We start from the raw sequence: 25,149 nt of genomic DNA, 5'->3' as shown, positions 1-25,149 counted from the left end.
TTTTAATTAAATAAAATAAGACCTCTTTCACTGAGTTTGTCGCAGACCAGCATGAAGTAGGGTGAGTATGACCCACCCTAATAATTAAGAAACGTTATATTTTGCTAATGAGAGTTGCATGAAGTAGGCTTCTTACTTAATTTAGTTGGCTACTGTAAGCACTATAGCCATAAGCCAAAGTTTCTTTCATAGCAGCGGATGGCTTAAGACTTCTGTTAATCAAGTTAGCAAACGGTATCCGGATTCCTTTGATTGTTTCTGGTAGGATGGCATATTCTTGTGTTGGTTCTACCGTATATTGTGGACATTTCTCTTTCATTCCAGAAGTCGTTAACATTGCTTCTATTTCAGATGCAGAGTACTGCTTGAGATAAACTGAATTTTGCTTTGGACTGAGCTTTCTGATAAAATTGTGAATTTTATGGGAAGGACAAGACTTATTATGGAAAGAATGATTGAAAACGAACATTCCACCAGGTCTGAGTACGCGAGATATTTCTCCCATGAGGTTTCTTATTTGTGCCTCTGGTATATGCATAAAAACGCAGTTGGAAATCACCAAGTCTACAGAATTATCTTCTAAAGGCAATAGTTCAGCCGAAGCACAAATAATGGAAAACTCTGCACCTGGGAAAAAATCATATTCTTGCTTACACTTAAGTAACCGCCGCAACAAAGGTTCAGAAATATCAATACCGTAATATTTCTGACATCTCAAATTCTTGTCCTTTGAAAGAAACAAAGGAATTCGACCATAACCACTGCCAATCTCAAGAATAGAATCTACCGACTTGTTGATAGGAAATTTATTCCAAGTACCGCCAGGTCTTCCGGTTAGAAGAGAGTAATCTTGTTTAAGTGGTGATGTTTCTTCTGCGTACTCAATTTTTTGAGAACCATAATATGTCTTGCCAATTTTGTCCCATCTTTGTTTTTGTTCAGTAGTGTTCAACTGTTCATAGTCTTTAGGGAAATAAATGCCATCCCGAAGTTGAAAGTCATTCAAACTGATTTTGCTGTTGACTGATTGGCTCATTAGATTATTCCTCATTAAGCAATAAATATGTTTTCGGTTATACTGTGAAGACCATGTTAACCGCAAGTACTTATCCTTGTTAAGCTCATCTACTTTTGTAGATCAAGACTGGATATAGGAATGTAGAGGGCTGATTTTCCCTTACAGTGACTAACTCCCCTACCCCTTCTCGCACCAGAACACAACTGTGTTCATCTCTCAGTAGTATGTTTGCACCAAATGTTTTAAATTTGATGGTGGAATAAATATTGGAGGCTAGTATGTCAGAAGTGTCACAAGGCAAGCGAGTGGTCGTTGTTGGTGCTGGTTGGGCTGGTTTAGGTGCAACCTACCAATTAGCAAAACAAGGGTACGATGTGACACTTCTGGAAGCAGGTTCCTCTCCCGGTGGACTGGTAGCAGGTTGGAAAACAGCCGCAGGACGTTCAGTAGAAGCGGGTATTCATGGCTTCTGGTATCCTTACAGAAATATCTTTTCGCTGATAAATGAACTGGGAATTAGTCCCTTTACAACTTGGACTCGTTCATCGCAATATTCTCCTGCAGGCTTAGAAGTAGAATCACCGATTTTTCAGGACTTACCACAACTCCCAACACCTTTAGGCACTTTTATCTATACACAGTTTAAACGTTTGCCACTGATTGACCGCCTCAGCGCCCTGCCTTTACTTTACGCCGTGATTGATTTTGATAATTCCCATGAAGCTTGGCGGCGATATGACTTTGTCACCGCCCGTGAATTGTTTAAAGATTTTCGCGTGTCTGCACGACTGTATCGCGAATCTTTTGAACCAATGTTGTTGGTAGGCTTGTTTGCCCCTGGGGAACAGTGTTCGGCAGCAGCAGCTTTAGGGATGCTTTACTATTTTATCCTGGCGCATCAACCTGATTTTGATGTGGTTTGGTGTCGAGGAACTGTAGGAGAAAAAATCTTTCGCCCTTGGGTAGAAAGTATTGAAAAAGCTGGGGCAAAGGTGCTAGCAAATCGCCGAGTGACTGACTTAATTGTTGATAGCGATAATCGGGCAACAGGAGTTGTCTGCGGTGATGAAGTGTTTGATGCCGATGCAGTGATTTTTGCTGTTGGTATCACTGGCATGAAAAAGATTTTATCAAGTAGCCCTACCTTGCAAAGCCGTCAGGAATTTCGCAATGTGAGCAATTTGGGAGCAATTGATGTTTTAGCAACTCGGCTATGGTTTGACCGGAAGATTCATATTCCCCTTCCTTCTAATGCTTGCTTTGGATTTGATTCAACCACGGGCTGGACATTTTTTGATCTGAATGCACTGCATGATGAGTATCGTAACGAATTAGGAACAGTTGTTGAAGCTGACTTTTATCACGCAAATCAGTTTCTTTCCTTAGAAAATGAGGAAATTGTTTCAAGAGTTCAACGTTATTTAGCAACTTGCGTGCCAGAATTTCGAGAAGCCAAAGTTATTGATAGTAGTGTGATTCGTTTACCGCAGGCAGTATCTCACTTTGCTCCTGGTAGCTATAGTCATATGTTGCCAGCATTGACAAGTTTTAAGAATGTATTTATGAGCGGTGATTGGATTATAAACCGTCATGGTTCATGGTCACAGGAAAAGGCTTACGTCACTGGTTTAGAAGCAGCGAATTTAGTTATTTCCTATTTGGGAGAGGGTACACCAGTCAAAATTATACCTGTGGAAGTGGATGAGGCACATATTCAATTAGCAAGAACTGTGAATAGGACTGCGCGACAAATTAGCAAATCTATTTTGCCTGAGTTTTGGCTACCATAGGTATTCCTTCAGATCTACCCAAAAATAGTTGAATTAGCATCCAGGCGTAACAAACGAAGTGAGAAACTCTGTTCTGGGTTTTGAATTCCTCAGAATTTCTTCATTTTTTTCAACTACTTTGATTGAGGTGATCCCATTATTGACGGCTAGAGTGGCTGCTGACGCTTATCAAAGCGTCAGCAAGCTTTACTTAGTACGCTATGAAATTAAACCAGTTTATAGGAATGGGTAATGGCGATCGCCCTTGGGCGGACACTCTGTGCCATCGCCCTTTGGGACAAGCTATACGTTGACATGTCAGTGCGCGGGTCGCACTTCCAAGGGAATTTTCCCTCTTAAAGCATAGCTTGCCAGTAAATTTTCAAGTCACATTTCTCCAATTGGCTGCATTTTTAACTTGGCTTACCTCACTGTTGTAAAGGTCAGAACTGACTTTTTCGAGTTCTGGTTCAACTACCATGAGATGTTTCTCTAAAAGTTCCAAATTGCGGATATTGGACTTATAGTAAGCATCAAACAAATCACCCACTAGAGGCACTGTACCAACAACTGATTCTAAAGCAACGTTGAAAATCATTTTGGTTAAGTCCTGACGTGGTATGCCAAAGCGAGTTGCTAAAAATATGATATAAGCCGAAAACGCTGTACTGATTAAATCACCAGCGCCTGGAATTAGACCAATAATTGGGTCTAACCCAATCCGAAAGCCTGTCCCTGGAACACGTAGGGATGTATCCATCAGACGGCTGAGTTGACGAATGCGGTTGAGAGTAGCTAGGCGTTTAATAGTGTCCATAATTTACGATATTTGCACTCCTGTTTGACATTCGTCTTGTACCGTTAGAAGGAATAAAACTGGGAAAAATCGCATGATGTCCGTTCATTCTTTCTGGGAACAAGTCATGAGGATTGGGGGGAATTAAGCAGGGGTTCAATTTATCTGTGTCGTGTATGTAACCCATCCACACCTTGTTTAATCCAACTCAAGCACTCATACTCTGAATGGAATAACTTTGGGGCGGCAATATTATTTAATGAATCCGGTGGATAATGGTCGTAAAAATATTTACCAGCCTCTTGGAAGAGGATAATGAGATGATCGCGATAAGTGTAGCGAGACTTGAAATTATCTCTATGACTGACAAACTCTAAATACGTGTCTAGATGTTGTTCAGCAATATCAATAATATTATCTATACTACTGCCATAGATTCCTGCTGGATTTTCTGCTTTGTGGAATTGGCTTTTATGACAGATTTGTGATAGTAATTTGTACGAATAAATCTCGTAATTATCAGCCTTGCCGAAAACAAACGGAATAATGAGATATCCTTTGTATGAAACGGAGTGTTCATAAAGAAGACGGCTCATCTAAACCCCTCAGTTGCTTGTGGCTGTTCTTTCAATCAACTTAGCACAGTACGCTTACCACAAACTGAGCTGATTGGGGGGATTGTCGTCAAGGATATTCCATAGTGCCACGTTTATACCCAAAGAGAGAACAAAAAATTCTTACAAATTGTCAGGATTGTGTAAGCAAAGCAAAACAATGCTCAAGAACCACTTCCCTTGTATGCCGTGTCTAACAGTAGTAAAAACGATAGAAAATTTATCAGCACAGACATTTGGAGGAGTATAGACCTCCAAATGCTCAAGCAGAGGATTGATAAAATTACTGTTAAGCTTGAGACAGTTCTGGGCAAATATGACTCGCAAGTTAGGAGCAGGGACTCACTTCGCCAAAACCAAGACTGGGAAGACTAGCATCTCTAATGCTTGGTTTAATTGCTTTGGTGTAAAGCTAACTAATGGTTAATGGAAGACAAAGCAGGTGCGTTAGGGAAAAATCCTAACGCACCCTATCTTAATGTGCAATGCCTGCCCTATTTCAACTCAAATTCATCAAACTTCATGGCATCTGAATCCGGCTTGCGTGTATCAAAACGATAGCTGCTGACCCTACCTGTACCCGTGTCAAAGATGCTGAAAACAGTGATCTCATTACTTGCAATGTAGGGCATTGGTTTACCACCTTCACCCAACAATGGGACAATTGTCGGCACCACAGGTTCTAAACCATTTGGATCGCCAAGTTCAGCATAATGTTCTTTATAGCCAATAGGTACTTCTCGCTTGTTACCACCCCAAGCAGCACCGTAAGAGTTACCAACATTAGATGTTTCTAGAAAGTGCATTCCACTGGGACTGACAAAGCGGTTCCACAAATGGGAATGCCCGTAAAAGACTAACTGCACACCAGCAGCTTCAAGTAAGGGGATAACATCACGGATGAGGTAATCTGCATCCTTGGGGTACTCGTAACGGATTGCCTTAATGCTGCCATCAACATCACGTTCAATGATCTGCACTGGCTCGGTATATGCAGGAACTATGTTACCACCCAAGGTATGAGGTGGATGATGCAACATCACCACTTTGTACTTTGCTTGCTGAAATTCGGGCTTGTTAAGTTCTTGCACTAACCAATTGTACTGTGTGCTGCCTTTGGCAATTGGCTCATAAATATGTTGCCCATAACCCCAATTCTCTGGGGTGTTCAAATCTTTTTCCCGTTCTCGGTATCTGCCTCTAGCCTCTGCATCCAAGTTGGGAGTCCGCCACATATTTGTCGCGTACAGTACGACCAGACGCACATCACCAAAGCTGACCGCGTAGTAAGTTTTTCCACCTTCTTGACTTTGTGGTAGGGTAAAAATCTCTTCGTAGGTATCGGTATTATAGGAATTATCTTTCAGTGATTCCTGCCCATACAAGTTTAGAGCAACTGCACGGGGAATCGTAGCATCAAATTCATCGTTTAAACCCCCACGAGCATAGCGTCCCATAATCTCATGGTTGCCAATGCAAGTAAACATTGGGGCATGTTGAATGATTTCGCCGCCTGTGTAGATTGTCTTGACCCCGTTATTGTTCATTTCATAGTTGGCACGACCTTGCAAACAGGGAAAGAAAGCACCACCACGATTATCATCAAACCATTCCGAGGCGCGATCGCCAATATTGACCAAATCACCGGCGAACCAAACCGCATCGACTCGTCCAACTGTCTCCACGACCTTTTGCAGATTTGCTGCAACCATTGGCTTAATTTGATGGTCAGATGTCAGGAGAATTTTCAGTGGTTTACCAGGACTTGGCTTGGGTGTAAGGGTAAACACATTGCTGCTGATGCGATCATCTTCCCGTACACTTGTTACACGGTAAGAAACCGGGGTATTAGGGGTTAAGCCAGTAATCTCAGCCTCATGACGCCAAATGTCACGCGGGACAGAATTTTGATAAACTTGTCCATCTTGGGTTTGGTTTCCTACTCGTGATTGTTGGTCTTCCCGCGTGCGCCTGAGTTGGGTAGTCGTGGCAATAGCAGTTTGACTCAAATTCTTACCGTAGGCGACTATATGTCCAGAACCAGCAAATTCGGTAAACCACACAACTCGCACTGAAGTTTCCGTTGGTAGTTGCAGAAAGGGATCGGTCAGCAACTGGGGTGGTGATGTCATAAGTTTTTGCCCAGATAAACTCACGTTTATCAGGTTAAAGCATCTGAGTAAAAGTTAGGGTTTCAAATTCAATCTTAAGCGAGAGTAATAAAAGAGTGTTAGAAACCAGCATTCCCTAACATTTACGAGTTGTTCTTCCCTTTTAATATATTAGTTCTATCTTTAATGCGATTTTTTTTGTTTAGCACTAAGAACATCTCTGACTCTTTAGTTCATCAGTACTAATTGCTTGTCTTCTTACACCCTGTGACACTTTATGGAGCGGAATGTGGGCTAAAAGTCAAGGCTAAATATACAAAGATAAAGTGTGTTATGAGGCACGACACACTCTTGTATTATTGTTTACTTTTTCCTTGATTTTTTGATTTCTTTGTATACATTTTACCCACCCATACTGCTGATTTTCTCGTATACAGTCACTATAGAAGTAGCAGATTTTACTAGATTAAATACTATTGTAAGATTGCTGAAAATCACTTCTTCTGAACGTATTTCGGAGCTAAAAGATGATTAGACTTTAACCAAATAAGTCGGTTGCGTGAATGTAAAAATAGTAGCACGCATGAGACCTTGTGCTCAATTCCTCTCTCATCACCCCATCGCTCTATTTCCACCGTAAACTTAACAATAAGTTATTCAACTGAACGCGATATTCCTCGTAGTTGCTTTTAACATTGAAGTGAAAGTTACCTAGTTAAAAAACTAGTTATGACTCAAAATCAAAATATTGCTCAGTCCAACGTAAATCTATCTTCCTTACAATTAGGTATGCGATACTGGGGTAAAGTTGAGGTCATAGAGGAAGGAAATACACATAGAATTAACCGTATTGAAGTCAAACCTAAGCACAGTATTAAACCACAAATTCACTATCATCGTAGTGAACATTGGATCATAGTCTCTGGTACAGCAAAGGTGACTTGTGGTAACGAAGAAAGATTACTCAATCGCAACGAGTCAACTTATGTTCCTCCTGCAACTCTTCATAGAGTAGAAAATCCTGGATTTATTCCATTAGTGATTCTGGAAATTCAAAATGGTGAGTACTTAGGGGAAGATGATACTGAACGTCCTTATGATATGAATTTAGTTAAGTCTGTAGCCGGAAGTGAGTAGGGACTGAGGCGACGGGAGCAAAAATTAAGGCATCTGAATCATGAAAACTGGCTTGACTGCTGTCAGGTAACAAATAATTCTAACAGTTGAGTAACCCAGCAGCAAACTCTATCGCTTGTTCTGCTGTGGAAACCTTTCCCTCAATCTGCGCCACGGCTATTTCTGTAAGCAGTTTACCTACCAGTGGCGAGGCTGGAATGTTCAATGCTAACATTATATCCTTCCCACTTACTAATGCTGTGGGATGAGCGACCAGATCATCAGGGTTAAGGTAGCGGGTGATTAAGGGTGCGTAGACGTGTAGCGGTGAGGTCCCTCTGCGGGAGGGTTTCCCGCAGGGGGGGGCTGCAAACCCGAAGGGCTTGTCTGTAGATATCGCCTCTACTGCTATATCATGTGCTACTGCTAAAACAGCGATCGCTGGAAAGACAGTTCCCGCTTCTTGGAAGAAAAAATATTGTTCTCGCAAGGACATTTGGGGGACTTTAAGTTGCGGTAACAGCCTTAGGGCAATTGTTACCGCTTTAATTTCAGCACGACTATAGGTGAGTTCCATCAACTCTATTTCGGCTGTTTCTGGTTCTGGGTTAACAAGACAAGCGAGTTTGGCAATACTCAACCAACTTGTTTTGACGGTATCGCGTACATATTGGGCAAATTCTACCCCGAGTTGCTGCCAAATTTCTGCCAGTTGAGAAGCTACTTGATCAATCCTTGCCAATAAAGTCACACTTTCTTGTGTAGCGTATTTAAAGAAAGGGGCAAGTAAATCATCTTGCCAAGCGCTGACAATCCAAGGACTCCCTTGAGGATTTGCCAGCATATAGCCTAATTCTACCCGCACTCTTTCTGCTGCTACTTTTGTGATGTGTGATGCTAAAGAGCGAATTGTTGCTTGGGTCGCTGGTTCAATTGTAAAAGCGAGTTGGGAAGCTTGGCGATATGCCCGCATTAATCGCAAGGGGTCATCTTCCAAGTTGGTAGGTGATATCATTCTCAAAAGACGCTGTTCCAGGTCAACACAGCCTTTCAAAGGATCGATGATTTCTTGAGTGTGGGGGTTGTAAGCTATGGCATTTACTGTGAAATCCCGCCTGTGCAAGTCTGTTTCTAAGCAAGCGCCTTCAGCTTGTGCAAAGTCCACTGTAGCGTGGGGAAACACGACACGAGCAATTTGTCGTTGTGGATCTAATAAAACAAAACCAGCTTTGTAATGTGTCGCTATTTTGCGGGCTACTTTCACCGCATCAGATGGTAGAACAAAATCCAGATCCAAATATTCGCCAGTCCTTCCCAAAATGGCATCTCGCACAGCACCACCTACCATGTAAGCGGGTTGTGGCAACAATTCCAAACTAAAAGGCCAATTTTCTGGTAATAAAATAGAAGGAGCTGAACCGTCCATCGTAATAAAAATAAACCTAGCGACTAGTGAATAACAATGGCGCTTAAGCTAGATTATCAATAAAGGTCCCTGGAGTTGGTTCAATTATGTGTGTTTGTGTAAATTGCCACTATGTAGACCGCTGTATCACCTACCATGCGGTAGAAGGGCAGCACCAACAACCCCACTTGACCGAAACGCCAGATTTTGAGCCGAATGAACCTTCCATTAATGTTAACATCCGCCCACGCGAAGATGTCATTGAAATGGAATGGGATGTTGTGGGATGTCTCAGCTTTAAGCGCGAAATGGGTAAGTGGTCTAAGTTACGTCCTGGTGAGTTAGTGCCAACTTGATTATTGGTTTTGTTGTGTGTGTTAAACGCGGCTACTACTGTTTGCTGTGGTAGTCGTGCATATTTTGATGTTTCAATCAATGTGGAAAGATTCAGTAAAATACTGAAGACGTTATAAAATACTCATATTAAAAATAGCTTAAAAATAGCTTTGTCCACTCAATTAGAAAATCCCCAATTAACAAAATACGGACTGGCACTCCACACTACCACTCGCGAATTGGGTTTGGCAATGAGTCATTTTGCTGGCGAAACCCGTTCTCAAGTTTGGGATTTAGACCGTGAATTATCCAGCCATTTGCATCAATATTTACTTGAATTTATCAAACCCCAAACTTGGGCAGACTTGGCGTTTATTGCCGTAGCAAGGGGACCTGGAGGTTTTACTGGTACTCGCATTGGAGTTGTCACCGCCCGCACTTTGGGACAACAGCTAGGCATTCCTGTATTTACCATTTCTACTTTGGCAGCTGTAGCATGGTCACAGATCCCCCCTTGTCCCCCTTATGAAGGGCAGGAAAAACAGGGGGATCAAGCCATCGCCGTACAAATGCCCGCCCAAAGAGGTCAAGTTTTTGCAGCTATTTATCAACCCACAACCGATGCTTCCGGACTCAACGTTTTACTACCAGATACTGTGCTGACACCAGAAGCATGGCAGGAAAAGTTAGCGAACTGGAAGACCAGTTATCAACTTATTGACGCCAAATCTGAATTAGCAGCGACAGTCACAAGCATATTGCAACTGGCATATTTAGAATGGCAACGAGGGCAGCGTCCCAACTGGTCAGAAGCGCTACCATTCTATGGGCAACATCCTGTCCAGATGTGAAAACCAGCATAATAAATACTGATGGTCAAAAACCATGTGGTATCGATTGTAGCTTCAAATGGCTGTGATCACATTTCTTCGCTGGTTCATAAGTGCAGATATCATTTCCTGCAATGGGGTATAAACTGGCATTTTTTGGTAACAATGGCTACAACGCCAGTAGAGGCCTCCTAAACCCATATGACGGAGTAAAGTGTATGAACAGCAAGGGCAACTATGCTTACTCGACATGGATTGCCCGATATATTTATTTGTATGTCCTTGGCTGTTATCCGTTATAGAGTGAGTCAGTAACTGACTCGATCTCTTTAATAAAGCTTGCATTTTTTTACCTAATTTGTATTGATGTCCGACTCATATTAGACTAGAGACGGCGGCGCTAATTTCTAGTTAAATCGACACAGATTTATGAAATGCTGTACTTAGTCCTAGCTCTATTAACCTTGAGGCTACGACCCATGCACTCAATCCCTCTGAGCGCCACAATTGCCGCTGCTTCTTCGGCATCAGTTTCCATTTCTATAACGGCAAATCCTCTCTTCTCACCAGTTTTATGGTTCAGAGATACTTGAATTTTCCTAACACATCCATGCTCTGAAAACATCTGTCTGAGGTCATCTTCTTCAACCTCATAAGATAGATTACTGACATAAATTGACATAAAAATCTCCTGAATCAAGGGGTATAAAAAATTAGATCCGGAGAGGTGTTTGTTTATAAACTTCAGTCACATAGCCGAAAATATTTCCCGATAATTTAATTATAACTTAATCCAAAATAAGGTGTTGTGTAAGCATCTAACATTTATAGCAGAATACATCCGTCAGGAGGAGGCAGCGCGTTGCGGTGAAACCAGTACCGCAGTTTCTTACGGTAGGGTTACCCCCCTCAGAACTGCTCGCTGCACCGACGTTTCCCACGCCCGGTGCAACTGGTGTTGGCACAGTCTCTGGGGAGGAGATACCCGTAAGCGCACGCACACTACGTGTTGGCGCAGCCTGTCCGCAGGACTTACGCCGTCAGGCGTGGCATCAGCCATAGGGAGGTTCCCTCAAGTGTGAAACTGCCCTTCAGAAGTAAAACAGGCTGTATATCTGGCTTTGAGAGCGAAGTTTTGTAACTCACTCATCCGCAAACCGCTATAATATCTATAACCCTTTCTAAGTAACAATACGGTTCGCTTAAGACCAAAACCTGGTAAACTGAGCGTTGTCCTCAAGGTGGTTTCGGGAATAATGCAACTCCAAAAATTCTCGCTGATATCGTTTATCATTGAATTTCGTAACTCGTAATTATCAATTCAATTACGAATTACGAATTATCAATTACGAATTATGCTCTGACAGTCGCCATTGCCTTATCAACAGCCTGCAACGCCTGGTCTACTTCTTTGTCTGTCACAATCAAGGGTGGCACAAACCGGATGACCTTGGGACCGGCTGGAACGAGCAATAAACCCTCATCTATGCCAGCTTTGACAACCTCCGCTGCTGTTAGCTGAATATCTGCATCCAACACCATACCGTTGATCAGACCCCAGCCACGGACTTCGGTGATGTGATTGGGGTATTTTGTGGCGATCGCCCGCAAACCATCTCGCAATTGCTCACCCCGATCCTGTACATTTTGCAAAATGTTCTCCCGTTCCAAAGTTTCGCAGACGGTGAGAGCAACTCCACAGGCAAAAGGACTTCCGCCAAAGGTGCTAGCATGTTCTCCAGGTTGGAAAACATCGCAGAAGGATTTACTCATCATTGCCCCAATAGGGATACCACCGCCTAAGCCTTTAGCACTGGTGAAGATATCCGGCTCAACGCCAAGACACTCGTAACCCCATAACTTACCGCTGCGCCCCATCCCGACTTGCACTTCATCGAAAATGAGCAAAATGCCAGTTTCATCGCAAATCTGCCGCAGCTTTTGGAAGTACGCAAGATCCCCTGGTCGTACGCCACCTTCTCCCTGCAATGGTTCTATCAAAATTGCCGCTACGCGGTAATCACCTTCATCGAGTTCGCTAATCGCCGCTTCTACCGCACCAATATCATTATAAGGGACATAATGGAAACCGGGCATCAAAGGTTCAAAATTCTTTTGATACTTCGGTTGAGCTGTAGCAGTAATTGTTGCCAAAGTCCTACCGTGGAAACTCGCGTGTGCCGTCAAAATGATTGGTTTTTCAATTTGTAGCACTGTATGGGCGTATTTCCGCGCCAGTTTAATAGCAGCTTCGTTTGCTTCTGCCCCAGAGTTACAGAAAAATACGCGATCAGCACAGGAATGTTGCACTATCCACTTTGCCAACTCTCCCTGCTCCGGGATGTAGTACAAATTAGAAACGTGGTGTAGCTTCTGTATCTGCTGTGTCACCGCTTCCACCATAGCAGGGTGGGCGTGTCCTAAAGTGCAAGTGGCAATTCCAGCCACAAAGTCGAGATATTCCCGCCCCTGCGTATCCCAAACACGGCATCCAGCACCCCGTTCTAGGGCGAGAGGAAACCGCGCGTAGGTGGACATGACCGATTGATGAAAACTATCCGTATCAAAGGGGCTAGACGGCACAGAACCTGATCTGGGGTCTATCGTCGGTTCAATTACAGAGAAGTCCGAGCGGAGGTTTCCTTTGAGCGGAACTTGGGAAGTTTGTATGCTCACTGCCTAACTCCTGAAATTTTTTATATTACCGTTGGTTTTTGGTCTGTATGAGAATCTTGAAAAAAATCTTCTTACAAACTTCATCTTAAGCTAGCACTCAGATATTCTCAAACGAGTGGCTATGGAAAAAAATCGTGTATTCCACACTTGAGCAAAAATATCAACGTATTCAGAAAGAATTAATGGCAGGGGTTATTGCCCTTGTTGGTGTCTTCCTCGTTGGCACTTTGTGGTACAGATTTGTAGAGCGTTGGTCTTGGGAGGATGCAGCTTACATGACAGTCATCACCTTGGCTACTGTTGGTTACGGTGAAACTCGACCGCTAGAAGCCCGAGGAAGATTGTTTACCATTGCCTTGATTTTGATGGGAGTTGTCAGTATTGGTTACATTGTCAACAGATTCACAGAAGCCGTTATTCAAGGCTACTTTCAACACGGAATTAAAATACGACAACAGAGGCGCTTAATGGAATCGTTAACGGAGCATTATATTATCTGTGGATTTAGCCGCACAGGTCGCCAAATTGCCATAGAATTTCGGGCAGAAGGTGTTCCTTTTGTAGTGATTGACTCCAGTTTAGAATCTGTACAACTAGCCCAAGCTAATGGTTATATGGTATACCAAGGTGATGCCACTTTGGATGAAACTTTATTCAAAGTTGGCATTGATCGAGCAGTTTGTATCGTAGCTGCACTCCCTTCAGATGCTGAAAATTTATATGTCGTATTATCAGCGAAAACACTTAATCCAAATATTAGGGCGATCGCCCGCTCCAGCACGGAAGAAGCTTTACAAAAATTACAACGTGCCGGTGCAGATGCCGTGATATCTCCCTATATTACTGGGGGAAAGCGAATGGCAGCAGCAGCCCTTAGACCCCAAGTGATGGACTTTGTAGATGGCATTATCTCTGGTACAGACCGACAATTGTACATGGAAGAATTTTTGCTTGACCCGGCTGCTTGTCCTTTTGTCGGTCAAACTTTAGAACAAGCAAACTTGCGATCGCAAACGGGTGCGCTACTTCTCGCCATCCGCCGTGCTAATGGCGAACTCATCGGTGGTCCCACTGCTGAAACGATATTTATGCGAGGAGATGTACTTATTGCTATGGGAACAGCCGAACAACTACGTACACTCAACCAAATGTTAGGACCAATTCGTTCCAAGAAATTGCGGCGACCTAGGAAGGGTTAGTCGAATCACTGTAGGTTATTGAGGTTTTCTTGCAAGAAGCTAGGCAGCTAGATAATTGAGAATGCCACAGGTATGGGCTATCAACTGCGGCAATAATGATATACTTGTCTTAAACTTTTTCTATTTAACTCTCATTAGCGATGAGAGTTATTATAATTTCCTACTACTTTTGTAGAAAGCTAGTTTAATTATGCTTGACGAAGTGCCTTCTAGTCTACTCTGTTGGAGTCCATCCGGCTTTTTGCATTTTCCATCCGAATAAATAAGCGACTGTTCATTTTTTGGCATAGTAGGGATAGGCTACTGTCCTCTAGGCAGTACAAATGACTGAATACTTTCAGTTGTACATCTTTACAATAAGAGATTTCTTGCAAAAGTCCTCTTTAAAGATATTTGGAACCACAGATGAACAACGGACACTTGCTATCTCCTGCCCAGAGGCTGCCTCAACGCCAGTTGCATCGGTCGTGGGAAACCCTCCGTAAGAAACTGCAGTATTGGTCTGACTGTCTGCAGGACTGGATGCAGGACTGGACTCACCGCAACGCAGTGTCCTTCAGATAAACACAGATAAATTATCTGTGTTTTTTTTCATAAAAATTGACTTTTGTAAGAGTTCTAAAGTAGACTAGAAAATTACCCATCATTACCAATGACCCAAATTTTAATTGTTGAAGATGAAGCTCGTGTTGCTGCCTTTGTTGAAAAAGGACTGCGAAAAAATGGTTTTAACACCTCAGTAGCAGCAGACGGTGAACAAGCGCTTCTCGTTGCTGAAAGTAGAGATTTTGACTTGATGTTGCTTGATTTGGGACTTCCCGTAAAGGATGGCTGGATGGTATTGCAAGAACTGCGAAATCACGGAAAACACTTTCCCGTTATTGTTGTGACAGCTCTTACTGATGAGCGGGGTAAAGCAGCTGCTCTAGAAGCGGGTGCGAATGACTACGTTACTAAGCCCTTTAGCTTTTATGATCTACTGGCAAGAATTCGCAATCAGTTGGGAGATTGTAAAAGCTAAGGGTTGTCTCGGCAAAACCCGAATTTGGTCAAAATGTCTCATACTTTATCGACGGACGATTGCCCCTGCATTATTTCGGCTTCGAGGGTTAAAAAGCTTGTTTTCCGTGGCTTTTGCAAAATACCAAAATGATCGAGCTAACCTGCAGAATGTGGGAATAAGCAAAATTCTCCACAAAAATAGATAAAACTGTATAGTTTTAATAGATGAGATTGTATCATCTTACTAGCGCTTGAAATTCTTTGGCTACTACTTCCTTTAGAAAAAATCAGAAAGTAGACCATATCTCGTTTTACGACACTTTCCCGTGGGGAATTTTTTTGTGAGAAAACTCTCATCAGAAGTTCATAAAGAACTCATGCCCAATTGGCAATCTAAGCATTAACAATCAAAGAATATTCCCCTACTTACCTAGCGCGAGGATTTGTGCCATGCATATTTGCGTCGTTGGTACTGGATACGTTGGCTTGGTTACGGGAGCGTGTCTAGCGCAGATTGGACATCATGTCGTCTGCGTAGACAATAATGCTGCCAAAGTTGCATTGATGCAGTCTGGACACTCACCCATATTTGAACCGGGACTGCAAGAGATTATGCATTCTACTATGCAAGCTGGGCGACTGGAATTCACAACCGATTTGGGTTACGGAGTTACTCATGGTGCGATTTTATTCATCGCTGTGGGAACTCCTGCATTGCCCACGGGTGAAAGCGATACTCGGTACGTAGAAGCGGTTGCCCGTGGAATTGGGACTCATCTCAACCGTGGTTACAAAGTTATCGTGAATAAATCCACAGTGCCAATTGGTTCTGGAGACTGGGTACGGCGAATTGTCATGGATGGGGTTGCACAACGGCAACAAGATATTTCTGGGTTTGATGTTCTCAGCAATCCAGAGTTTCTCCGGGAAGGTTCAGCAGTTTACGACACGTTTAATCCTGATCGCATTGTATTAGGTAGCAATAGTCAAAGGGCGATCGCCTTGATGCAAGAACTTTACGCTCCCATTGTTCAACGCAAGTTTGCCACTGAGCCATCATTACCCCCGGTGCCTGTTGTCGTGACAGATTTGGCATCTGCTGAGATGATTAAGTATGCTGCCAATGCGTTTCTGGCAACGAAGATCAGTTTTATTAACGAAATTGCTAATATTTGCGATTGCGTTGGTGCAGATGTCACCCAAGTTGCTAAGGGTATTGGATTTGACTCCCGTATTGGTAACAAGTTTCTCCAAGCTGGCATTGGCTGGGGTGGTTCCTGCTTCCCGAAAGATGTCTCTGCATTAATTCATACTGCTCGTGATTACGGTTACGATGCCGAACTGCTCTCAACTACTGTCAGTGTCAACCAACGCCAGCGCTTGATTGCAGTTGAAAAACTTCAGCAAGTGCTGAAAATCCTCAAGGGCAAAACCATCGGACTTTTGGGTTTAACCTTCAAACCAGACACCGACGACTTACGCGATGCTCCCGCTTTGGATCTGATTGCGGAATTGACTCGTCTGGGTGCTAACGTAAAGGCTTATGACCCCATAGTTTCTCAGCCACAAGCAAATGTCACCTTAGTGAATGACCCAGAACAACTTGCTAGTGATTGCAATGCACTGGTGTTGGTAACAGACTGGCAACTGTTCCGCGAACTGGACTACGCCAAACTTGCTCAAGCGATGATCAGCCCCGTCATGATTGATGGGCGGAATTTCTTAGACCCGGAGACTTTGGCAAAGGCTGGTTTTTATTACGTTAGTATTGGTCGCCCGACTGCTGTCCCAAAGGTAACATCCTACGCCCCTACAAAACCGACAGTGCCAACTACCATTGCAGAGCGATTAGTCATTAGTCAACGGTTAGTGGTTAGTGGTGAGCCAGCGCTGCAGGAGGGAAACCCTCCACAGGAGATACCCGTAAGGTTAGTCGTAACGAACAACTAACACTAACACTTAACTTAAAATATTAGGAACATTAAACAATGAGACTGCTGGTTTATTCCCACGACGCATTCGGGTTGGGCAACATTCGCAGAATGCTTGCGATTTGTGAACACCTGCTGAGTGAGGTTTCCGACCTTTCCATTTTGCTGGTGTCTGGTTCACCCATGCTACAGGGCTTTCGGCTACCCCAGGGACTAGATTACATCAAGCTTCCCTGTCTCAACCGGGGCGAAACTGGCAATGTGGCTGTCAAGTACCTAGGAACAGACATCGATGAAACTGTCAAGCTACGATCGGATCTAATTTTATCAGCTGTCACCAATTTTCAGCCCGACCTGCTTTTGGTAGATAAAAAGCCTTACGGTCTGAAAAACGAGTTGACTGCAACCTTAAACTATCTGCAGACTACACTCGTCAAAACCAAACTTGTCCTGTTGCTGCGAGATATTCTGGACAACCCGGAAACCACCATCGCAGATTGGCAAAAGCATGGCTACTGCGAAGCTGTTGAGAAGTTTTATGACCTCGTCTTGGTGGTAGGGATGCCAGAGGTGTTTGATACCGTTAAAGAATATCAATTTCCTGCTGCCATCGCCCAGAAAGTGCGGTTCTGCGGCTATATCCGCCGCCAGCCAGGACTAAAAAGCCGTAGCCGCATCAAACAGGAGTTGCAAGTATCACCACAGGAACGCCTGATTTTGGTGACTCCGGGTGGGGGAGAAGATGGTTATCAGTTGATTAATACATATCTGTCAGGTTTGGCACTGCTACCAGCACACTACAACCTCAAGAGTCTAGTTATCTGCGGTTCAGAGATGCCACAAGAGCAGAAAAAAGACCTGTATCAGGCAGCACAGAAGTATCCCCAGGTTCAGATCAAGGAATTTACAGATGACTTGATAAGCTATATTGATGCAGCAGATGCGATCGTATCAATGGCTGGCTACAACACTGCCTGCGAAATACTCTCCTTGAAAAAACGCGCTGTCATTGTACCCCGCATCAAACCATCAAAGGAACAGTTGATACGAGCACAGAGAATGGCTCATTTGGGTTTATTCAAAGCTATTCACCCAGAACATCTCAACCCGCAAGTTTTGATGAATGAAGTTTTGAGCCAGCTCAACCAACAGCAGCTTGTGCCTGCTTTTGATTTGGATATGAACGCTCTACCTCGCGTTACATATTATATTTCCACGCTGCTGTCTCAAACAGTTAGGAAACGTAAATTCAGCTTCCTCTACCAAGAATTTACTCCATCAGCAAGTCTAGCTACCCTCGTGCAGTAACAAGTTAAGTAAGTTGGGACAAATTAAAGTTAACTGATGAGGTTTGTCATGAGTTATTCGTAATAAACTTGAAAAAATAAAAAAGGACAAACAATGAAAAAAATCCTGTTTTACTGCCAATATCTCAGTGGCATGGGGCATCTTATTCGGAGTACAGAAATTGTACGTAGTCTGGTGAAAAACTTTCAAGTTTATTTCATCAATGGTGGACCACCTGTACAGGGGGTTGAAATTCCATCTACCGTTGAAATAATCAGTTTACCTGCACTATGGTTAGAGGATGATAAATTTAAGGTAGAAGAGCAATTTCAGAGTGTTGAGCAAGTTAAAAAGATTAGAAAACATCAACTCATTTCGGTGTTCGACAGAGTAGAACCTGATTGTTTAATTACCGAGTTTTTCCCCTTTGGTAGGCATAAGCTATTTTTTGAGTTGCTTCCCCTCCTTGAACACATACAATCAACAAAACCTTCAACTAAGATTGTCTGTAGCCTGAGAGATGTTATCAAGAGTGAGTTTTTTCCCCAAGAGGCAGAGACGATATGTCAACTTGTGAATCAGTACTTTGATCTGATATTGTTCCATGCCGATCCAAAATTTCAGAAATTTGAAGAAAGTTTTCCCAGATACAAAGAACTCAACTGTCAAATCAAATACACTGGTTTTGTGGCGCAATCCCAAACGGTAAATAGTAGTGAAAAAGATAAAATTTTGGTTGAAATTGACAAAAATCATCCGATGATTTTAGTTAGCGTTGGTGGAGGGAGAATTGGATATGAACTTCTGGCCTCAGTTATAAAAGCAAGCTCATTTTTGGAAAAAAAAATACCGCATAAATTCCAAATTTTTGCTGGTCCTTTTTTGCCCGAAGCAAATTTTTTGAAATTGCAATTTTTAGCATCAAAGCGAGCCAATGTCAACATACAAAGATATACATCCCAATTTCTAGAGTACTTGAAAAAAGCAGCGCTTTCTATCAGCTTAACTGGATACAACACCACCATGAACATTCTCAAAACAGGTGTCCGTGCCATCGTGGTACCTATAGGACATGACGCACAGGATAAGGAGCAGTTAGTAAGAACTCAGAAGCTAGAGCGGCTAGGAATTGTTGAAGTCATTAATCCTAACGATTTAGAACCAATGCATCTTGCTCAAAGAATGATTGCCTGTCTTAATAAAGAGCCAGTGGCTAACATTTCTAAGATGTTTGACCTCCAGGGAGCCGAGAAAACTGCTGCTGTTATCAACGAGTTACTTTGTAGCTCGCTGCCTAGGGAGTAAGAATTATAGCGGTTTGCAATTGGGTAAAGTACACCAAAGAAATAATGAACCACAGATGGACGAGCCAGCGCCTTGCACAGAGAAGTTGCAAGGAGGGTTTCCTCCTTTGCAAACTAAGCCCTGAGTCCTTACGGGCACGCTGCGCGTTAGCAAAGCTCCTCCGCAGGAGGCACGGAGGGTTCCCCCCGTTGTGGCGACTGGCGTACAGATTAACACAGATAAATTTGTACTTGATTCAAATGAGAATTCTAGAAGTTATGAGTTCAGAAGTCTCAATTCAAAACTCAAAATGCAAAATCTAAATACAATCATCAGGGAGAGATAGTGAATGGGTCATCGCTCCAACGAAAAAGACCTCAAGGGTGTATTACCAGGGATTGGGCGGATTTTGTACAAGTTCCGGCCGTATATCAGCAAGCGGAGACTCTTGATTGCTGGTTCATTCTTGGCACTATTGGTCGAGACTGGACTGCGGTTACTCGAGCCTTGGCCCTTGAAGATCATCTTTGACCACATCCTCGTACCAGCCCATAGCAACTCCTCAGGTGCTGGGGTGAGCCACACTCTTGAGCCAATGATGCTACTCACGCTCTTGGCTGGGTCAATTGTGGTAATTTCTGGGGTGGGTAGCATGGCTGCGTACTTGAGTACCTATGGCATGTCCTTGGCTGTCGTTCAGGTATTGTCAGAGGTGCGCGGCAATCTTTTCAGTCACTTGCAGCGTCTGTCCTTGTCCTTTCACCAGCAGTTCAAGAGTGGCGACCTGATCACTCGTGTTACAGGCGATATCGAAAAGATGCGGATTGTTACCATCAAAACTGCCCTGCCTTTGCTGACGAATATTGTCTCTTTGGTGGGTATGTTGGCGGTGATGTTGTGGCTCAATTGGGAGCTGGCGTTGCTGGCGATCGCAATTTTTCCCCTGTTTTTGTTGTTCACCAGTCGTCTGATTAGCCGTATTCGCGGCTTTGCCCGCAAACATCGTACTTCTGAAGGGGCTTTAGCTTCCACAACGGGCGAGACGATTGGTGCTATCAAGGTGGTGCAGGCGCTTTCTCTCCATAACCTGCTGGAAAGCATTTTTGTGCAGCAAAATAACAAAAGCTTAGATGAAGCTGTCCAATCTCTGAAACTTTCAGCAGCGCTGGAACGGACAGTGCAGGTATTGATGGCGATTATCATCGCTGTAGTATTATGGCGGGGTTCGCAAGTCGTACTGCACAAAGCCCTCACCCCTGGTGAACTGTTGGTGTTTATCACCTACCTGAAAAATGCTTTTGATCCCGTGCGAAAACTCTCCAATCAAGTTGGGCAGATTGCCAAAGCAACTGCTTCCGGTGAGCGGGTGGTCGAACTTTTGGACTATGAACCAAACGTACGGGATCTGCCAGGGGCGAAAAAGGCTCATCGCTTTTTTGGAGTAGTGCGCTTTGAGAATGTGTCTTTTGGCTACGAACCGGGCAGGGAAATATTAAGAAAAATTAACTTTGTGGTGCAACCTGGGCAACGGGTGGCATTAGTTGGTCCCTCTGGGAGCGGCAAGTCAACTCTTGTTAGCCTTATCCTCCGACTTTATGATCCTGTGGAAGGTCGTATTTTCATCGATGCTCAGGATATTCGCGAGTATACCTTGGACTCTCTACGGCAGCAGATTAGCGTGGTTATGCAAGAAAGTGTTCTGTTTGCTGTCAGTGTCCGAGAAAACATTGCTTACGGGAAATTAGGGGCAACTGACCAAGAAGTGGAAAAAGCAGCTCGCCTAGCGAATTCTCATGACTTCATCATGAACCTGCCCCAAGGCTACGACACGATCCTAGGCGAACGGGGTGCAACCCTATCGGGTGGTCAAAGGCAGCGGATTGCCATAGCTCGTGCTGCTATCCGTAAGGCTCCCATTATCATTCTTGACGAACCGACCACAGGTCTGGACAACGCCAGCGATCGCGCTGTCAGTGCAGCATTAGAGCGGCTGACTCAAGAGCGGACTACGTTTCTCATCTCTCACAACCTTAGGGCAGTCGAACACGCAGATTTGATTCTCTACCTAGAGGCGGGAAGCATCTTAGAGTGCGGTACCCATAACGAACTGATGCGTTTGGGTGGTCAATACGCAACCCTGTATCAGTTACAGAACATTGTTAACAATGGCAGTTTCCGCGAAGGAGATACCTATGCACTTGAAGCTTGAGGAACGGCGAGCAACCCGCGTTATTCTCATTCGCCACGGACAGAGTACCTACAATGCTCTCGGTTTATATCAGGGCAGTAGTGATGAATCAGTATTAACAGAAACAGGGCGCAGTGCTGCTTGCCAAACTGGAGCTTACCTGAAGGGACTAGCGTTTGATGCAGTTTACTCCAGTTCTCTGAAGCGGGCGCACCAAACAGCTAGGGAAATCCTAGGGGTGATGGCTCCTACTGTTGACCCAAACACTATTGTTGTGACTGACCTGTTGCGAGAAACTGATTTGCCTGCTTGGCAGGGTCTGACGTTCAAATATGTCCAAGAAAAATTCGCTGCCGACTATCGTACCTGGAAGCAGCGCCCCCATGAGTTTAGCATGGAAATCCCCTATCAATCTTTCTACCCTGCTCTAGATCTCTATAATCGCGTGCGGCAGTTTTGGCAGGAGGTGCTACCCCGTCACATCGGTCAGACCCTGTTGCTAGTAACTCACGGTGGCACAAACCGCGCCTTAATCACCACCGCCCTTGGTGTCACACCCGACCGCTACCACTGCATCCAGCAATCCAATTGCGGCATCAGTGTCTTGCATTTTCCCGATGGTTCTCTGGAGTCAGGGCGATTGGTAGCGATGAATCTTACCTCCCATGTGGGGGAAAACCTACCCAAACTCCAGGAGGGGAATCAAGGTCTACGTCTGTTACTTGTGCCATCAGGATTTCAATCCCTACAAGAAATTGAGACTGCAGTGCAGAACCGTTCCTCCAACCAGTGGCTCACAAAGCTAGTTTTCACTGACGAAGACATCATCAAGCTCTTTATTGGTGAAGTCCTCGGCATGAATTCAGACCAATGGCGGTTGCAACTGCGTGAGGGGGCAATGACCTGCATCCACTATCCCGGTTCCCATCATCCTCCCATACTACAAGCGATGAATGTCTCAGGTGTGGAAAAGGACTTAATTTTTGAGCCAATTGTAGCACAAACCAAATCCGTTTTTAGCATTTAGTTATGAAAATCGCATTTATAGTTTGGCGCTTCCCTGTTTTATCAGAAGCATTCATCTTGAATCAGATAACTGGTTTAATCGATCGCGGACATGAAGTTCACATCCATCCCGTCAATGGTGTTCCAGCCAAAAATCCTGGTAAGGCGCATCCCGTTATCGAAGAATATAACCTATTGAAGCGCACCTACTACCCTCCCACTCGACCTGAAAACGACTTGTTGCGTCTTCTCAAAGGCTTGGGGTTGGTTTTAACAAATATTGATAAAGGTTCCCTAAGGACCTTGCAATTTCTCAACCCTTGGAAGTATGGTCCGGAAGTTGCCACCTTAAAATCCTTCTACAGAACGGTACCGCTACTTAAGGATGGGTCATACGATATTATTCACTGTCAGTTTGGCACTTTAGCTCCCATCGCTTTAGCCTTTCGCAATGCTGGTATTCTCAAGGGCAAATTGATTACTACATTTCGTGGTATTGATATCAGCAAGTATGTCCAAGAGCAGGGCGAACACTTTTATGACCAACTCTTTGAGGAAGGAGAGTTTTTCTTAGCAAACTGCGAATTTTTCCGCGATCGCGCTGTTGCTTTGGGTTGCAACCCGCAGAAAATAGTGGTTCACGGTTCCGGAATTGATTGTAGTAAATTTGTCTTTAAGCCTCGTCATTTTCCGGAAGATGGACGAGTGCGGATTGCAACGACAGGACGCTTGGTGGAAAAGAAAGGCATCGAGTATGCAATTCGCGCCGTTGCCAAACTTGCTGATACTCACGCGAACATCGAATACAACATCATCGGCGACGGAGTTTTAAAGGAACACTTCCAACAACTGATTACGGAACTCAATGTTGGTCATGTTGTCAAACTCCTGGGATGGAAACAGCAGCGGGAAATCATTGAAATTCTTGACAACAGCCATATTTTTGTTGCTCCCAGCGTCACGGCGGCTGACGGCAATCAGGATGCTCCTGTCAATACCTTAAAAGAAGCAATGGCAATGGGTTTGCCCGTGATTAGTACTCTCCACGGTGGGATTCCCGAATTGGTGGAAGATGGCATTTCCGGATTCTTAGTCCCAGAACAAGACCCTGATGCCATAGCCGAGAAATTAAGCTACCTCATCACCCATCCAGAAATGTGGCACGAAATGGGACAAGCTGGTCGTGCGCGTGTTGAAGAAAAATACGACATGAACAGGCTCAACGATGAACTGGTTGCAATTTACCAGCAACTGGTCAATTCCCAATTACCTAACCAAAAGTTACAACAGCAACCCTTAGCTCTGACTAGTAGTCCATCGCATTAATTTTTGATGGATGACTTGTAGTAAGGACTTTAGTCCTTTCAAGAGCACTTAAGCGCTAACTACGAAAGCATCACAATTCATACAAGGAAATTTCAGATCAGGAGTTATTAACAATGACAGAACCCGTAGTCACACTCGTGATTGTGCCCCGTGAGCGTTTTAGCTGCACTCAAGACTCACTCGAGAGCATTTACGAACATACAGATTTTCCCTTCAAACTGATTTATGTAGATGGGAATTCACCAGCTAAAGTCCGGCGCTACCTCGAAACCCAAGCACAACAAAAGAACTTTAAAATTATTCGCACAGATTACTACCTTTCCCCCAACCACGCCAGGAACATCGGTTTGAGTCAGGTTGATACCAAGTACTTAGTATTTATCGATAATGACGTGGTAGTTTCACCAGGTTGGCTGCAAGCCTTAGTGACTTGTGCTGAGGAAACAGGAGCTACCGTAGTCGGTCCCTTGATGTGCGAAAAGAAACCTTTACACCAAAGAGTTCACTTTGCAGGTGGAGAATGCCGCATTGTCACTGATATCAAAGGCAGACGACATCTGCGTGAGAAAATGTACAAGCAAGGTCATACTGTAGCAGAATTACGTCCCCAACTTCAACGGACTCAAACAGAGTTAGCAGAGTTTCACTGCGTGCTAGTTCGCACTGAGATATTTAAGCAAATTGGTCTATTGGATGAAGCAATGCTCAACACCAAAGAACACCTCGATTTCTGTATGAGTGTAGCGCAAGCGGGAGGCACGGTGTACTTTGAGCCTGACTCTCTGGTGACTTATGTACCAGGACCTCCACTTGAGTGGACAGATATCCATTTCTATATGCTTCGTTGGAGCAATGCGTGGACGTTGGCTAGCTTGAATCACATCCGTGAGAAGTGGAATCTAGCCGAGGATGGATATTTCAAAACCAAGTACAAAAAGTTGGGATGGAGGCGAAGAGGGACGATCATCAAACCCCTTACCCGTAGCCTGAGCTTCGGGTTTGAGAACAAGCCATTGAAAAAAACCCTTGCTTTTCTGGACAAGATACTCAACCGTTATCTCACTGAGCGTTATGCCCGACTTTTGCCTCAACGGAAGCTACAGCTAACTCCTATACAGAACCCCAAATCTGCAACACCAGAATTATCGAAGGTTTAAGGGTTGTTCATTACCAATAGCTGTGCAATGACAGCGGTGATGCCGCTGCAAGCGCAAAATCTAAAAGATTTTGCGCTTCCTTGTCATTATTATTACTAT

Annotated in this window: 22 protein-coding genes; 15 read left to right on the top strand and 7 right to left on the bottom strand. The window is 44.0% G+C overall.

Going from position 1 to position 25,149, the window contains the following annotated elements:
* Positions 1–136 precede the first annotated feature (136 nt).
* Positions 137–1,036, bottom strand: coding sequence for a class I SAM-dependent methyltransferase (locus tag MAS10914_RS0121980; RefSeq protein ID WP_017318105.1), 900 nt, complete (start codon positions 1,034–1,036; stop codon positions 137–139).
* 260 nt (positions 1,037–1,296) lie between these two features.
* Between MAS10914_RS0121980 and MAS10914_RS0121975 the strand changes: the two genes are divergently transcribed.
* The gene (locus MAS10914_RS0121975) at positions 1,297–2,808 is read left to right on the top strand and encodes a hydroxysqualene dehydroxylase (protein ID WP_017318104.1); all 1,512 of its coding nucleotides are present in this window, start codon (positions 1,297–1,299) and stop codon (positions 2,806–2,808) included.
* Between the two features lie 361 nt (positions 2,809–3,169).
* Here the strand turns inward: MAS10914_RS0121975 and MAS10914_RS0121970 are convergent, their stop codons facing one another.
* The 3 genes from MAS10914_RS0121970 to MAS10914_RS0121955 all read right to left on the bottom strand — a co-directional run bounded on the left by MAS10914_RS0121970 (position 3,170) and on the right by MAS10914_RS0121955 (position 6,329).
* A complete protein-coding gene (locus MAS10914_RS0121970) occupies positions 3,170–3,604 on the bottom strand; it encodes a DUF4112 domain-containing protein (protein WP_017318103.1) in 435 nt (144 codons plus the stop codon).
* A 140-nt stretch (positions 3,605–3,744) separates the two neighbouring features.
* Positions 3,745–4,179, bottom strand: coding sequence for a hypothetical protein (locus MAS10914_RS0121965; RefSeq protein WP_017318102.1), 435 nt, complete (start codon positions 4,177–4,179; stop codon positions 3,745–3,747).
* Positions 4,180–4,691: 512 nt separating this feature from the next.
* Positions 4,692–6,329 (bottom strand): purple acid phosphatase family protein, encoded by a 1,638-nt coding sequence (locus tag MAS10914_RS0121955; protein WP_017318100.1) that lies wholly within the window; start codon positions 6,327–6,329, stop codon positions 4,692–4,694.
* 708 nt (positions 6,330–7,037) lie between these two features.
* Between MAS10914_RS0121955 and MAS10914_RS0121950 the strand changes: the two genes are divergently transcribed.
* Positions 7,038–7,445: a phosphomannose isomerase type II C-terminal cupin domain gene (locus MAS10914_RS0121950; RefSeq protein ID WP_017318099.1), complete on the top strand. Its 408-nt coding sequence runs from the start codon at positions 7,038–7,040 to the stop codon at positions 7,443–7,445.
* Positions 7,446–7,524: 79 nt separating this feature from the next.
* Here the strand turns inward: MAS10914_RS0121950 and MAS10914_RS0121945 are convergent, their stop codons facing one another.
* Positions 7,525–8,850, bottom strand: a complete 1,326-nt coding sequence (locus tag MAS10914_RS0121945) for a tRNA nucleotidyltransferase/poly(A) polymerase family protein (RefSeq protein ID WP_017318098.1) — start codon at positions 8,848–8,850, stop codon at positions 7,525–7,527.
* Between the two features lie 86 nt (positions 8,851–8,936).
* Between MAS10914_RS0121945 and MAS10914_RS0121940 the strand changes: the two genes are divergently transcribed.
* Together MAS10914_RS0121940 and tsaB are read left to right on the top strand one after the other, a co-directional pair.
* Complete coding sequence (locus MAS10914_RS0121940) at positions 8,937–9,185, top strand: Ycf34 family protein (protein WP_017318097.1); 249 nt, start codon at positions 8,937–8,939, stop codon at positions 9,183–9,185.
* Between the two features lie 150 nt (positions 9,186–9,335).
* On the top strand, positions 9,336–10,016 hold the full coding sequence (tsaB, locus tag MAS10914_RS0121935) for a tRNA (adenosine(37)-N6)-threonylcarbamoyltransferase complex dimerization subunit type 1 TsaB (protein WP_017318096.1): 681 nt from the start codon (positions 9,336–9,338) through the stop codon (positions 10,014–10,016).
* A gap of 406 nt (positions 10,017–10,422) precedes the next feature.
* Here the strand turns inward: tsaB and MAS10914_RS0121930 are convergent, their stop codons facing one another.
* The gene (locus MAS10914_RS0121930; RefSeq protein ID WP_017318095.1) at positions 10,423–10,677 is read right to left on the bottom strand and encodes an RNA recognition motif domain-containing protein; all 255 of its coding nucleotides are present in this window, start codon (positions 10,675–10,677) and stop codon (positions 10,423–10,425) included.
* Between the two features lie 185 nt (positions 10,678–10,862).
* Here MAS10914_RS0121930 and MAS10914_RS34535 point away from each other — a divergent pair, with 185 nt between their 5' ends.
* A complete protein-coding gene (locus MAS10914_RS34535) occupies positions 10,863–11,057 on the top strand; it encodes a hypothetical protein (RefSeq protein ID WP_156818215.1) in 195 nt (64 codons plus the stop codon).
* Positions 11,058–11,348: 291 nt separating this feature from the next.
* Here MAS10914_RS34535 and MAS10914_RS0121925 read toward each other — a convergent pair whose 3' ends face one another.
* The gene (locus MAS10914_RS0121925) at positions 11,349–12,533 is read right to left on the bottom strand and encodes an aspartate aminotransferase family protein (protein WP_017318094.1); all 1,185 of its coding nucleotides are present in this window, start codon (positions 12,531–12,533) and stop codon (positions 11,349–11,351) included.
* A gap of 272 nt (positions 12,534–12,805) precedes the next feature.
* On the opposite strand from MAS10914_RS0121925, the gene MAS10914_RS0121920 reads away from it, so the two are divergent.
* The 10 genes from MAS10914_RS0121920 to MAS10914_RS0121880 all read left to right on the top strand — a co-directional run bounded on the left by MAS10914_RS0121920 (position 12,806) and on the right by MAS10914_RS0121880 (position 25,050).
* Positions 12,806–13,870 carry a potassium channel family protein gene (locus MAS10914_RS0121920; protein WP_017318093.1) on the top strand — a complete coding sequence of 355 codons (1,065 nt, stop codon included), beginning with the start codon at positions 12,806–12,808 and terminating at the stop codon, positions 13,868–13,870.
* Between the two features lie 323 nt (positions 13,871–14,193).
* Complete coding sequence (locus MAS10914_RS35800) at positions 14,194–14,355, top strand: hypothetical protein (RefSeq protein WP_156818214.1); 162 nt, start codon at positions 14,194–14,196, stop codon at positions 14,353–14,355.
* Positions 14,356–14,522: 167 nt separating this feature from the next.
* A complete protein-coding gene (locus MAS10914_RS0121915; RefSeq protein WP_017318092.1) occupies positions 14,523–14,891 on the top strand; it encodes a response regulator transcription factor in 369 nt (122 codons plus the stop codon).
* A gap of 431 nt (positions 14,892–15,322) precedes the next feature.
* On the top strand, positions 15,323–16,822 hold the full coding sequence (locus MAS10914_RS0121910; RefSeq protein WP_017318091.1) for a UDP-glucose dehydrogenase family protein: 1,500 nt from the start codon (positions 15,323–15,325) through the stop codon (positions 16,820–16,822).
* 38 nt (positions 16,823–16,860) lie between these two features.
* Complete coding sequence (locus tag MAS10914_RS0121905; RefSeq protein ID WP_017318090.1) at positions 16,861–18,111, top strand: glycosyltransferase family protein; 1,251 nt, start codon at positions 16,861–16,863, stop codon at positions 18,109–18,111.
* Between the two features lie 93 nt (positions 18,112–18,204).
* The gene (locus MAS10914_RS0121900; protein ID WP_033365397.1) at positions 18,205–19,395 is read left to right on the top strand and encodes a glycosyltransferase family protein; all 1,191 of its coding nucleotides are present in this window, start codon (positions 18,205–18,207) and stop codon (positions 19,393–19,395) included.
* Between the two features lie 328 nt (positions 19,396–19,723).
* Positions 19,724–21,583: an ABC transporter ATP-binding protein gene (locus MAS10914_RS0121895; protein ID WP_017318088.1), complete on the top strand. Its 1,860-nt coding sequence runs from the start codon at positions 19,724–19,726 to the stop codon at positions 21,581–21,583.
* Positions 21,567–22,589: a histidine phosphatase family protein gene (locus MAS10914_RS30775; RefSeq protein WP_017318087.1), complete on the top strand. Its 1,023-nt coding sequence runs from the start codon at positions 21,567–21,569 to the stop codon at positions 22,587–22,589. The genes MAS10914_RS0121895 and MAS10914_RS30775 overlap by 17 nt, the downstream gene beginning before the upstream one ends.
* A 2-nt stretch (positions 22,590–22,591) precedes the next feature.
* Entirely contained in the window at positions 22,592–23,893 is a 1,302-nt protein-coding gene (locus MAS10914_RS0121885) for a colanic acid biosynthesis glycosyltransferase WcaL (RefSeq protein ID WP_017318086.1), read from the top strand.
* A 113-nt stretch (positions 23,894–24,006) separates the two neighbouring features.
* On the top strand, positions 24,007–25,050 hold the full coding sequence (locus tag MAS10914_RS0121880) for a glycosyltransferase family 2 protein (RefSeq protein ID WP_017318085.1): 1,044 nt from the start codon (positions 24,007–24,009) through the stop codon (positions 25,048–25,050).
* Positions 25,051–25,149: the final 99 nt, after the last annotated feature.

This window comes from Mastigocladopsis repens PCC 10914, assembly GCF_000315565.1.
GTDB classification, from domain to species: Bacteria; Cyanobacteriota; Cyanobacteriia; order Cyanobacteriales; family Nostocaceae; genus Mastigocladopsis; species Mastigocladopsis repens.
Note: the sequence above shows the minus strand (reverse complement) of the source record. Positions and strands in the feature narration are given on the sequence as shown.